At 74.0% G+C, this 11852-nt stretch carries 10 protein-coding genes; 6 read left to right on the top strand and 4 right to left on the bottom strand.

Annotated elements, in window-relative coordinates; all coding sequences use genetic code 11:
* Positions 1 to 5: 5 nt before the first annotated feature.
* Positions 6 to 734, bottom strand: a complete 729-nt coding sequence (locus tag ACFYZ8_RS28660; RefSeq protein ID WP_359039833.1) for a ZIP family metal transporter — start codon at positions 732 to 734, stop codon at positions 6 to 8.
* Positions 735 to 839: 105 nt separating this feature from the next.
* On the opposite strand from ACFYZ8_RS28660, the gene cobM reads away from it, so the two are divergent.
* Genes cobM through cobC form a run of 6 tightly spaced genes read left to right on the top strand, consistent with a single transcriptional unit; the run spans position 840 to position 7220 of the window.
* Positions 840 to 1658: a precorrin-4 C(11)-methyltransferase gene (cobM, locus tag ACFYZ8_RS28655; protein ID WP_388537998.1), complete on the top strand. Its 819-nt coding sequence runs from the start codon at positions 840 to 842 to the stop codon at positions 1656 to 1658.
* Positions 1655 to 2947, top strand: a complete 1293-nt coding sequence (gene cbiE / locus ACFYZ8_RS28650) for a precorrin-6y C5,15-methyltransferase (decarboxylating) subunit CbiE (RefSeq protein WP_388537996.1) — start codon at positions 1655 to 1657, stop codon at positions 2945 to 2947. Before cobM ends, cbiE begins: the two co-directional genes overlap by 4 nt.
* Positions 2944 to 4635, top strand: coding sequence for a precorrin-3B C(17)-methyltransferase (gene cobJ / locus ACFYZ8_RS28645; RefSeq protein WP_388537994.1), 1692 nt, complete (start codon positions 2944 to 2946; stop codon positions 4633 to 4635). The genes cbiE and cobJ overlap by 4 nt, the downstream gene beginning before the upstream one ends.
* On the top strand, positions 4632 to 5225 hold the full coding sequence (locus ACFYZ8_RS28640; RefSeq protein WP_388537992.1) for a precorrin-8X methylmutase: 594 nt from the start codon (positions 4632 to 4634) through the stop codon (positions 5223 to 5225). Before cobJ ends, ACFYZ8_RS28640 begins: the two co-directional genes overlap by 4 nt.
* Positions 5222 to 6151 (top strand): sirohydrochlorin chelatase, encoded by a 930-nt coding sequence (locus ACFYZ8_RS28635; RefSeq protein ID WP_388537991.1) that lies wholly within the window; start codon positions 5222 to 5224, stop codon positions 6149 to 6151. Before ACFYZ8_RS28640 ends, ACFYZ8_RS28635 begins: the two co-directional genes overlap by 4 nt.
* Complete coding sequence (gene cobC / locus ACFYZ8_RS28630; protein ID WP_388537989.1) at positions 6141 to 7220, top strand: Rv2231c family pyridoxal phosphate-dependent protein CobC; 1080 nt, start codon at positions 6141 to 6143, stop codon at positions 7218 to 7220. Before ACFYZ8_RS28635 ends, cobC begins: the two co-directional genes overlap by 11 nt.
* On the opposite strand, the gene ACFYZ8_RS28625 is transcribed toward cobC, so the two are convergent.
* Genes ACFYZ8_RS28625 through ACFYZ8_RS28615 form a run of 3 tightly spaced genes read right to left on the bottom strand, consistent with a single transcriptional unit; the run spans position 7168 to position 11826 of the window.
* A complete protein-coding gene (locus tag ACFYZ8_RS28625; RefSeq protein ID WP_388537987.1) occupies positions 7168 to 9075 on the bottom strand; it encodes a DUF2264 domain-containing protein in 1908 nt (635 codons plus the stop codon). The genes cobC and ACFYZ8_RS28625 overlap by 53 nt on opposite strands.
* Entirely contained in the window at positions 9072 to 10145 is a 1074-nt protein-coding gene (locus tag ACFYZ8_RS28620) for a LacI family DNA-binding transcriptional regulator (protein WP_388537985.1), read from the bottom strand. The genes ACFYZ8_RS28625 and ACFYZ8_RS28620 overlap by 4 nt, the downstream gene beginning before the upstream one ends.
* 43 nt (positions 10146 to 10188) lie before the next feature.
* Positions 10189 to 11826 carry an extracellular solute-binding protein gene (locus ACFYZ8_RS28615; protein ID WP_388537983.1) on the bottom strand — a complete coding sequence of 546 codons (1638 nt, stop codon included), beginning with the start codon at positions 11824 to 11826 and terminating at the stop codon, positions 10189 to 10191.
* Between the last annotated feature and the right edge of the window lie 26 nt (positions 11827 to 11852).

Raw genomic sequence — 11852 nt, 5'->3', positions numbered from 1 at the left:
CCGGGTCAGCCGGCCAGGCCCACCACCAGCCAGATGAAGCCCACGCCGGCGACCGTGCACAGCAGGGTCGAGCGGGCGGGGTGTTCGTGGTGGGCCTCGGGGAGGATCTCGGCTGCCGCGAGATACAGGAGCGCGCCGCCGAAGAGGCCGAGATAGCCGCCGAGCAGGCCCTCCGGGATGGTCACGAACGACGTCGAGGCGGCGCCCAGCACCGGGGCCGCCGCGTCCGCGAACAGCATGGTCAGCGCTTTGCGGCGGTCGTTCCCGTACAGGCTCGTGATCGTGTACGTGTTGAAGCCGTCCGCGAAGTCGTGGGCCACCACGGCGAGCGCCACGGCCGTGCCCATGCCGCCGCCCACCTGGAAGGCCGCGCCGATCGCCACACCGTCCATCGCGCTGTGGCCGACCATCGCGGCCGCGGCCGTGAGGCCCACCTCGGGGACCCGGCCGTCGTGCTCCTCGCCGCCGTGCGCGGCTTGGCGGGCGGCCAGCAGGCGTTCCACCAGATGGGCCAGCAGGAATCCGGCCACGAACAGGAGCAGGGCCGCGGGCACGCCGAAGACCTCGTCGCCGGCCGCGTGCAGCGCCTCCGGCAGCAGGTCCAGGCCGACCACGCCGAGCATCAGTCCGCCGGCCAGGCCGAGGACCAGATGGCGGCGGTCGGTCACCCGCTGTGCCGTCCAGCCGCCGGCCAGCGTCATCAGGAACGCGCCGAGCGCGACGAAGACCGCCATAGGGCCTTGGTATCCGATCGACCCCCGTTCGCGCACATCCGGCCACCGCGCCGACCGCAGCCGTAAGACCTTTGCAGACCTTTTGTGATGAGAGGACCGATTTTCATGGCCGATGCCCCCACCGGCAAGGTGACCTTCGTCGGTGCCGGCCCCGGCGCCGCCGATCTGCTGACGTTCCGGGCCGCGCGCGCCATCGCCGAGGCCGACGTCGTGATCTGGGCCGCGAGCCTGGTGCAGGCGGAGGTCCTCGATCACGCCCGTGCGGACGCGGAGATCCTCGACTCGGCGACCATGTCGCTGGAGGACGTCGTCGCGGTGTACGAGCGGGCGCGCGAGGAGGGTCTGCGGGTCGCCCGGATCCACTCCGGCGACCCCGCCCTGTGGGGTGGCACACAGGAGCAGCTCGACCGGTGCGCCCGGATCGGCATCGCCACCGAGGTCGTGCCCGGGGTCTCCGCCTTCTCGGCCGTCGCCGCGATCGCGCAGCGCGAGCTGACCATCCCCGAGGTCGCGCAGTCCGTCGTGCTCACCCGGCTCGGTGGCGGCAAGACGCCGATGCCGCCCGGCGAGGAGGTGCGGGAGTTCGCCAAGCACGGCACCACCATGGCGATCTTCCTGTCCGCCGCCCGCAGCGGGCAGTTGGTCCGGGAGCTGCTGGAGGGCGGTTATCCGACGTCCACGCCGGTCGTGGTCGCCTACCAGGCGACCTGGCCGGAGGAGCTGGTCGTGCGCTGCACGATCGAGACGCTGGAGGAGACCGTCAAGGAGCACAAGCTGTGGAAGCACACGCTGTTCCTGGTCGGCCCGGCGCTGGATTCCGAGGGCACGCGCTCGCACCTCTACCACCCCGGCCACTTCCACGGGTACCGCAAGGCGGACCCGGAGGCCCGGCGGGCCCTGCGCTCGCGGGGTGCCCGTACATGATCACGGTGGTGGGTACGGGGACGGGGGCGGCGCCGGCCGAAACCCTGGCCGGGGCCGAGCTGGTCGTGGGCGGGCGGCGGCACCTCGACGCCGCGGCGGTCCCCGCGGACGCGGAACGGGTCGTCCTCGGACCGCTGGCACCGGCGCTGGACATCATCGGACGGCATCACGACAAGGGGAGCCGGGTGGTCGTGCTGGCCTCCGGTGATCCCGGGTTCTTCGGGATCGTGCGGGTGCTGGCGGAGCGGTTCGGTTCCGGCGCGCTGGATGTACGGCCCGGGGTCTCCTCCGTCGCGGCCGCGTTCGCGCGTGTGGGCGTGCCCTGGGACGACGCCGTGGTGGTCAGTGCGCATGGGCGGGATCTGCGGACGGCGGTGAACGTGTGCCGGGCTCGTCCGAAGGTGGCGGTGCTGACCGGGCCGGGGGCGGGGCCTGCGGAGCTCGGTGCCGCGCTGGGGGGTGCCGGAGAAGGCAGTCGGGCGGCTGCGGCGCCGTCGGGGCCGGTCGCGCAGTTCCCCGCGCCCCTGGAGCGTGTTCTCGTGGTCGCCTCCGACTTGGGTACCGGGGATGAGCGTGTTCGACGGGTCACCCCTGCCGAGGCCGCCACCCGGGACTGGGGTACCGGAGTGAGTGTCGTTCTCTGTCTCGACGAGTCTCGGGCTCTGGGTGCCGTGCGCACGGTTGCCGGACCTCCCTGCGCCCCCGCCCAATGGGCCCTGGAGGAAAGCGAGTTCGCGCACCGCGACTCGATGATCACCAAATTTGAAGTGCGGGCGCTGGCGCTGGCCCGGCTGGGGCCCCGGCTCGGTGACCTCGTCTGGGACGTCGGGTCCGGGTCCGGTTCCGTGGCCGTGGAGTGCGCCCGGCTCGGTGCCGCCGTCGTGGCGGTCGAGAAGGCCGCCGACGGAGTCGAGCGGATCCGCGCCAACGCGGCCGCGCACGGGGTCGACGTACAGGTCGTCCACGGAGCGGCGCCGGACGCGCTCGCCGAACTGGACGATCCCGACGCCGTGTTCGTCGGCGGTGGTGGACGTGAACTGCCCGAGATCGTCGCCGCCTGTGCCCGCCGGGCCCGGCGGAGCGTGGTCGTCGCGATGGCCGCGCTGGACCGGGTGCCGGCCGTACGCGCGGCGCTGGCCGGCGCCGGGCTGGAGTGCGACGGCGTACTGCTCCAGTCGTCCCGGCTGGCACCGCTGCCCGGGGACGTCACCCGGCTCGCGGCGACCAATCCGGTTTTCCTGCTGTGGGGCGTCAGAAACCCCGTGTACCGAGAGGGAGTTGCTCAGTGATCGGCCTTATTTCCGCCACCGCGGCGGGGGCGGCGGCACGCGACCGGCTGGCCGCGGCATGGCCGGACCGCACCCGCGGGTACGACGGACCCGTGGGGGACGCCGTACGGCGGGCGTTCGCGGAGTGCGAGCAGCTCGTGTGTTTCCTGGCCACGGGGGCGGTCGTACGGCTGATCGCGCCGCTGCTGGGCGACAAGGCGTCCGATCCGGGGGTGGTGTGTGTCGACGAGGGCGGCCGGTTCGCCGTGTCCCTGGTCGGCGGGCACGGCGGCGGTGCCAATGAACTGGCCCGCGAGGTAGGCGAGTTGCTGGGGGCCGAGCCCGTGGTGACGACGGCGACCGACGCGGTGGGGGTGCCGGGGCTCGACACGCTCGGACTGCCGGTGGAAGGCGCCGTGGCGGCCGTGTCACGGGCGCTCCTGGACGGTGAACCCGTCGCCCTGCACAACGAGTCGGGCTGGCCCCTGCCACCGCTGCCGGCCACCGGGGAGGGGGCGTACGGCATCCGGGTCACGGACCGGCTCGTCGAGCTCTCCGAGCGGGAGGTCGTGCTGCGGCCGCCCACCCTCGTGGTCGGCGTCGGCGCCTCCAAGGGCGCTCCCGCCGAAGAGGTACTGGAGTTGGTCGAGGGGGCGTTGCGCGAGGCCGGGCTGTCGTCGAAGTCGGTCGCCCAGCTCGCCACCGTGGACGCCAAGGCCGAGGAGCCGGGGATCGTGGCGGCCGCCGGGCGGCTCGGCGTGCCCCTGGTCGCCCACTCCGCCGAGGAGTTGGCCGCCGTCCAGGTGCCCAACCCGTCGGACGCGCCCCTCGCGGCCGTCGGCACCCCGTCCGTGGCTGAGGCGGCCGCGCTGATCGGCGGGGGCGAACTCCTCGTCCCCAAGCGGAAATCGGCCGCGCGGCCCGCCATGGCGACCTGTGCCGTCGTACGGCGTCCCGCGCGCGGGCGGCTCGCGGTCGTCGGGCTCGGCCCCGGTGCCCGGGACCTGCTCACGCCCCGCGCGAAGGCGGAGTTGCAGCGCGCTTCCGTGCTCGTCGGGCTCGACCAGTACGTCGACCAGATCCGTGATCTGCTGCGGCCAGGGACCCGGGTCCTGGAGTCGGGCCTGGGGGCCGAGGAGGAGCGGGCGCGCACGGCCGTCGAAGAGGCCCGCAAGGGCCAGGCGGTCGCGCTGATCGGCAGTGGGGACGCCGGCGTGTACGCCATGGCCTCGCCCGCGCTCGCCGAGGCCTCCGACGACATCGACGTGGTCGGCGTCCCGGGCGTGACGGCGGCGCTCGCGGCGGCCGCGATCCTGGGCGCCCCGCTGGGCCACGACCACGTGTCCATCAGCCTGTCCGACCTGCACACCCCGTGGGAGGTCATCGAGCGGCGGGTGCGCGCGGCGGCCGAGGCGGACATCGTGGTCACCTTCTACAACCCCCGCTCGCGGGGCCGGGACTGGCAGCTGCCCAAGGCGCTGGCGATCCTCGCCGAGCACCGGGAGCCGGCCACGCCGGTCGGTGTCGTGCGCAACGCGTCGCGGCCGGACGAGTCCGGCCGGCTGACGACCCTGGCCGCTCTCGACCCGACGACGGTCGACATGATGACGGTCGTGACCGTCGGCAACACGGCGACCCGTGACATCGCGGGGCGCATGGTGACACCGCGCGGTTACCGCTGGCAGACGTCGGAGGAGGGCTCGAAGTGAACCGTGTCGTCCACCCGATCGAGGTGGAGTCCTACCGGCGGCTGCGTGCCCGGCTGGACACCTCGCACTTCCCGCCGCTGACCCGGGCGGTGGTGGAGCGGGTCGTCCACTCCGCCGCCGACCTGGAGTACGCCACCGATCTCGTCATGGACGAGGGCGAGTTGGAGAAGGCGCACGCCGCGCTGCACTCCGGCGCGCCCGTCGTCACCGACGTGGAGATGGTCGCGGCCGGCATCACCCGGCGGGAGACCGTCTGCCGGCTGAGGGACGCCAAGTCGGGTCCCGGGCTGACCCGTTCGGCCCACGCCATCCGCCTCGCCCACGAGCAGGTCGGCGCGGGGGCGATCTGGGTCATCGGCAACGCCCCCACCGCCCTTGAGGAGTTGCTGACCCTGGACGCGGACCCGGCGCTCGTCATCGGGCTGCCCGTCGGCTTCGTCGGCGCGGTCGAGTCCAAGGCCGCGTTGCGCGAGAGCGGGCTGCCCGCCGTGAGCAACGTGTCCGAGAAGGGCGGTTCGGCGGTGGCCTCCGCCGCGCTGAACGCCCTGCTGTACCACCCCCCTGTCCAGAAGACCGAGGAGACATCGTGACCACCCCGCCGCCCGCCCTGCTCATCGCCGGTCATGGCACCCGGGACGATGCCGGAGCCGAGGCGTTCCGCGACTTCGTCCGGGAGCTGGGTGCCCGCCACCCCGAACTGCCCGTCGCGGGCGGCTTCATCGAGCTGTCCCCGCCGCCGCTGGGTGACGCGGTCGCCGAACTGGTGGAGCGCGGTGTCCGCCGGTTCGCCGCCGTGCCGCTGATGCTGGTGTCCGCCGGACACGCCAAGGGCGACATCCCGGCGGCGCTGTCCCGCGAGAAGGAGCGCCACCCCGGGATCTCGTACACCTACGGGCGCCCGCTGGGCCCGCACCCGGCGCTGCTGAACGTCCTGGAGCGGCGCCTGGACGAGGCGCTGGGCGCCACCGGCGGGAACACCCCGATGGACCGGGCGGACGTGACCGTGCTGCTCGTCGGCCGTGGCTCCACGGACCCCGACGCCAACGCCGAGGTGTACAAGGCGGCCCGGCTGCTGTGGGAGGGGCGCGGATACGCGGGCGTGGAGACGGCGTTCGTGTCGCTGGCGGCGCCGGACGTGCCGAGCGGCCTCGACCGGTGTGTGGCGCTGGGCGCGCGCAGGATCGTCGTGCTGCCCTATTTCCTGTTCACCGGCATCCTGCCGGACCGGGTGAGGCAGCAGACCGAGGGCTGGGCGGCCGCGCACCCGGAGGTCGAGGTGCGCTCCGCGGAGGTCATCGGTCCGGAGCCGGAGCTGCTGGACCTGGTGATGGAGCGGTACGAGGAGGCCGTCAAGGGCGATCTGCGGATGAACTGCGACTCGTGCGTGTACCGCATCGCCCTGCCGGGCTTCGAGGACAAGGTGGGCCTGCCGCAGCAGCCGCACTTCCACCCGGACGACGACGGCCACCATCACCACGACGGCCACCACCACGGCACCCACACCCATGCGCACTGACAGGACCGACCGTGCCGAGGGGCACGATCTGCGGCACCACGGCGACGCCGAGGTGCGGGACGACGGCGCGCGGCTCACGGATCTCGCCGTCAACGTCCGCGCGGACACTCCCCCGGCCTGGCTGCGGGAGCGGATCGCCGGGTCCCTGACCGGGCTCGCCGCCTATCCCGACGGGCGCGCGGCGCGGGCGGCGGTGGCGGCCCGGCACGAGGTGCCCGTGGAACGGGTGCTGTTGACGGCGGGGGCCGCCGAGGCGTTCGTGCTGCTGGCGCGCGCTCTGCCGGTCCGTCATGCCGTCGTGGTGCACCCGCAGTTCACCGAGCCGGAGGCGGCGCTGCGGGATGCCGGGCACGAGGTCCACCGGGTGCTGCTGCGCGAGGAGGACGGCTTCCGGCTCGACCCGGCGGCGGTCCCCGAGGAGGCCGACCTGGTGGTGGTGGGCAACCCGACCAACCCCACCTCGGTCCTGCACCCGGCCGCCATGATCACCGAACTGGCCCGCCCCGGACGCACCTTGGTGGTGGATGAGGCGTTCCTGGACGCCGTGCCGGGCGAGCGTGAGGCGCTGGCCGGGCGCACGGACGTGCCCGGACTCGTCGTGCTGCGCAGCCTGACGAAGACGTGGGGCCTGGCCGGGCTCCGGATCGGTTACGTCCTCGCCGCCCCGGAGACGATCGCCGCCCTGGAGCGCGCCCAGCCCCTGTGGCCGGTCTCCACCCCGGCCCTCGCCGCGGCCGTGGCGTGCATGGAGCCCCGGGCCCTGGCGGAGGCCGCCCACGCGGCGCACCGCGCGTCCACCGACCGGGCCCATCTCGTCGCCGGGCTGCGGGAGTTCGCCCCGGACGGACTCCGGGTGGTCGAACCGGCCGAGGGCCCCTTCGTCCTCGTACGACTGCCGAGGGCCGCCGCCGTACGACACCATCTGCGCGACCTGGGTTTCGCGGTGCGGCGCGGGGACACGTTCCCGGGACTCGGCGAGGAGTGGCTGCGGCTCGCGGTGCGGGACCGGGCGACGGTCAACTCCTTTCTGCAGGCGCTGGATCAGGCCGTGACGCTGGCCCAGCACTGAGGCGGGTGCCGTCGGGGAAGCGGATCTCGACGGTGCCGGCCGGCGTGGGCCTGGCCTCCGCGCCCGTGACCGGCACGTCGGTGCCGAGGGCCACGAGGGTGACCAGGAGCGGCCCGGTGCCTTCGAGGACGGGGGTGGCCGAGTACCGGCCGTACGCGTTGGTGTCCTCGGCCGCTGCGACCGTCCCGGCGCCCTCGCCCCAGCCGTACAGGCCGACGATCGCGCTCGTCAGTCCGTCCGTCGCCCGGCGGACCCGCGCCCAGCCGGGGCCGGTCTCCGCGGCCGGCGGCGCGGTGTCGTCGGCGAGGGCCCACCCTCCCTCTCTCACCCTGCCGGTGTGAGCCTCGTCGACGCGGTGCACACGCACCTCCCACGGGCCGTGGACCACGCTCACCGTCTCGACGCGGTGGCCGAGCGCGCGGTGCCAGGAGGCGGCCCTGTTGCCCTCGCAGTGCAGCGGGTGGATGCGGCCGCGGGGGGACGGGGTGCCGTCGGGGGCCAGCAGGGCCAGGTGGTTGTCGGGGCCGAGGGGGGTCTCGGGGGCGGTGGCGGTGGAGTAGGCGAGTTTGGCGTAGTGGGGGTTGTCGTCGTCGGTCGCGGGCGGGGGCGGGAGGCGGTCGGTGCCGTGGTTGACGAGGCGGACGACGCCGTCGGAGGCGGTCGAGTGGAGCAGCCAGCCGGGGGCGGGGAGGGCGCGGACGGTGTCGGTGGTGTCGACGGGGCCGGGTTCCTCGGGGGCCGTCCACACCGGGTGGTCGGCCGGCAGCAGCAGGCCGAGGAAGGCCTTGCTCGCCCAGTACGGGGAGGCGGGGCCGGAGTAGCGCTGGAGCACTCCGGAAAAGGGCCGGTACCAGCCGAGGGTGAGCAGGCCGTGTTCGTCGGGGACGCCCCGCTCGGTGAAGTGCTTCAGGGTGCCGGAGGCGAGGCGGCGGGTGAGGCCGGGCGGCAGCGGGGTGGCGTCGGCGAGGGCGCCCGCCCAGAGCGGGGCGGCGGCGGCGAACCGGTAGGTGAGGGAGCGGCCCTGGTGGACGGGGGCGCCGTCGGAGCCGAAGAAGTACGGGTGGACGCCGAGGAACTCGCGCAGCCGGTCGCGGTGGCGGGCCACGGTCCCGGGGTCGGCGCGCGGTCCCGCGATCCGGGCCCAGAGCACCGGGTACAGGTGCAGCGCCCAGGCGTTGTAGTAGTCGAACTTCTTCCCGTCGCCGTCGGTGTACCAGCCGCCGCCCCGGTACCAGTCGTCCAGCCGCGCGAGGCCCGCGTCGATCTCCGACCGGCTGTGCGGGGCGCCGACGGAGGCCAGGAACTCCTCCGTGATCACCTGGAACAGCCGCCAGTTGGAGTCGTTGACGGTCGCCCCGACGAAGTGGCCGAGCCACTCCACCACCCGGCCCCGCACACCGTCGTCGAGCCGGTCCCACAGCCAGGGCCGGGACTCGTGCAGCGCGAGGGCGACGGAGGCCGCCTCCACCATCGGCTGGGCGCGGTCGGTGATCGGCGGCCAGTGCTCGGGGTGGTGCGGATCGGTACCGACGGCGAGCCCGGCGGCGTACCGCTCGATGAGCGCCGGGCCGACCCGCCCCGCCGACCCGGCGATCCGGAAGGCGGCGAGCAGGAAGGACCGCGCGAACCCCTCCAGGCCATCGGACCAGGCCCCGGAGTGGCTGGGCGGCCCGGGCAGCCGGTACTGGGCGAAGCCGGGGGTGGCGTAGGGCAGCAGACCGTCGAGCAGCCGGTCGGCCACGGCTTCCCAGTGGGCGCGGGTCCATCCGGTGACGGGAGAACGCAGGGGGTCGGCGGGCGGCAGGCCGGGGTGGTGCGTCGGGTCGTCGGGGAGCGACACATGCGGCGCGGTCATACGGGGGTGAGTCCTCCGTCGGTCGGTGGTGGGGCGACGCTTCGGCGTACGACGATGTGCGTGCCCAGCAGATGGTGGCTTCCGGCGGCGTGTTCGGGGTCGCGCAGGGCGATCCGTACGGCGGCCCGGCCGAGTTCCTCGGCGGGTGTGCGGACCGTGGTCAGCGGGGGGTTGAAGTCCTCGGCGAGCGGGATGTCGTTGTAGCCGACGACGGAGATGTCCGCCGGTACACCGAGCCCGGCGTCGGCGATGGCGCGCAGCGCCCCGGCGGCGACCATGTCGTCCCCGGCGACGACGGCCGTGAACTCCCGGGTCTCCTTGAGCAGTTCGGCCATGGCGCGCAGACCCGCCGCGCGTCCGAGACCGCAGTCGACGACCCGTGCGGCCGCCGGCGGCAGCCCGTGCTCGGCGAGCGCGGCCCGGTATCCGGCGACGCGTGCGTCGAGCGCGGTGTTCCCGGGCAGCCCGCCGAGGAAGACGATCCGCCGGTGCCCCGCGGAGAGCAGGTGCCCGGTGACGGCCCGGGCCCCGGCCTCGTTGTCGAACTCGACGACCAGCGCCGGGATGTCCGGATCGGGAGCGGGGCGGCCGCACAGCACCAGCCGGGCCCCGGAGGAGTCGAGGGCCTGCGCGTAGTGGGCCACCCGCTCGCGGTACGCCTCGTCCTCGACGACCCCGCCGACGAGGATCACCAGCCGGGCCCCCTCCTCCCGCATCAGCTGCACGAACTCCATCTCGCGCTGCGGGTCCCCGCCGGTCGCCCCGACCACGCACAGCCAGCCGCGGTCGGCGGCCTCGGCCTCCACTCCCTCGGCGACCTGGGCGTAGAAGGGGCTGGTGACCTGGCGGACGACGACGGCGGCCATCTTGCGGCCGCCGCCGACCAGCGCCCGGGCGTGCGCGTTGGCGACGTAGTCGAGGTCGCGGGCGGCCCGCAGGACGCGGGCCCGGGTCGCGGCCGGTACCGGGTGGTTGCCGCTGAGCGCGCGCGAGGCCGTCGCCATCGACACCCCGGCCCGCTCGGCTACGTCACGGATCGTGACCCGCCGCCTGGACCCCGGCTCCGTCATGTCGTTCTCCATCCCCCGCGTCTCCTGTTCCACCGGCGGCGCCTCATGTGTTGGCCGCGTAGTCCTTCGCGAACTCCCCGGCCATTCTGTCGCCGCCCTGGGCACGCCACTTCTTGACCACCGCGTCCCACTCGGACAACGGCAGCCGCCCGGCGACGATCCCGGTGACGGCGTCGTCGAGCATGGCCTTGAGCGTGGTGCCCTGGGCGTTCCTGGTGCGGGACTGGAGGCCGTTGGAGGCGTTGCGGATGGCGTGCGGCACGACCTTCCGCTGCCAGGAGTGCAGGGCCCGTACGGCGTCCGGCATGCCCGGCACGAACAGCACCTGCGGTCCCTCGGCGAGGTACTTCAGGGGCAGGTTGGTGTTGTTCTCGACCTCGCCGAGCTCGGTCGGCTCGGGCGAGCCGTCCTTGCCGCGGGTGAAGTGGGTGCCCTCGACGCCGTAGTGGACGAGCTCCCACTCCTGGCTGCCGAAGGGGGCGGCGAGGTAGTCGAGGATGCGCAGGAGGAGCTCGACGCGCTCCTTCCTGGCCTTCTTCAGGACGGTGTACCCGAAGGAGCGGCGGGCGGCGACGATCCCGCCCATCTCGCCGTCCACGCTGTACGGCAGGGCTGCGGCCGGGGTCAACTTGCCCTGTGACTCGCGGTACTTGGGCAGGTAGGCGCCGAAGCCGTCCTGCATGGAGCCGACGGTGCCGTTGTAGTAGAGGGTGGTGAGGTCGATCTGGGAGACGGAGGTCGAGTCCGGGTAGTAGGAGCCGTTCTTGCGGAGTTCGGCCTGGAAGGCGATGGCCGCCTTGTAGCGTTCGTCGGCGGCGCAGTGCCGGAAGGTGCCGTCCTTGGCGACGGCCCACTCGTTGGGCGCGCGGTGGGCGGCGGCGTGCACGGCGTTGCCGAACAGGGAGCCGTTGGCGGCCCCGAGGGCGTAGGTGCGGCCGCTGGTGGCCCGCTGGGCGACGGCGGCGAAGTCCTCGGAGGTCCACCCCTCCTTCATGCCGGCGTCGGTGAACAGGCCCTGGTTGAGCCAGAGGGTGGAGCCGGGCAGCGGGCGCTCCAGCGGGATGCCGTAGATGCGGCCGCCGATACGGCCCATGTCCTGCCAGGCGTGAGTGGGGATGCCGGCCAGGTTCGGGTAGTCGGCGATCGCCTCGCCGGAGAGGTACGGGGTGAGGTCCTCGGCCCTGCGCTGCACGAACTCGGCCTCGCGGGGCAGGACGAAGCCGGAGAACAGGTTGATGATGTCGGGCAGGGTGTCGGGGTCGCCGGCCATGACGGTGGCCATCTTCTTCTGGTAGTCGGCCTGGGAGACGATCGTGTACTCGATCTTCACGCCGAGCGCCTTCTCGACGGCGGCCCAGAACCGGTTCGCCGAGGCGGGCTTGGGCGGGGTGCCGAAGGACACCGACATGACCTTGACGGTCGAGCCGTCTCCGGGGGTTCGGGAGACGGACCTGACGAGGTCGGCGGGGTAGGCGGTGTATCCGGCCTGGACGCCCGCCTCGGTGGGGGCGAGGTCCGGCTTGGGTCCGCTCGCCGCCTTGTAGGCGGGCCAGGGGGCCAGTTTCTTGCCCGCGTTGGAGACGTCGCTGTCGCCGGAGCCGGTGGAACAGGCGGTCAGCGCGCCGGGGAGGGAGAGGGCTCCCGCGGACAGCAGCAGGGTGCGTCGGGACAGGCTGGGCATGGGTGAATCACCTCGTGTCGGCTGGT

Origin of the sequence: Streptomyces sp. NPDC001668 (assembly GCF_042893155.1) — a bacterium.
Classification (GTDB): Bacteria; Actinomycetota; Actinomycetes; order Streptomycetales; family Streptomycetaceae; genus Streptomyces.
Note: the sequence above shows the minus strand (reverse complement) of the source record. Positions and strands in the feature narration are given on the sequence as shown.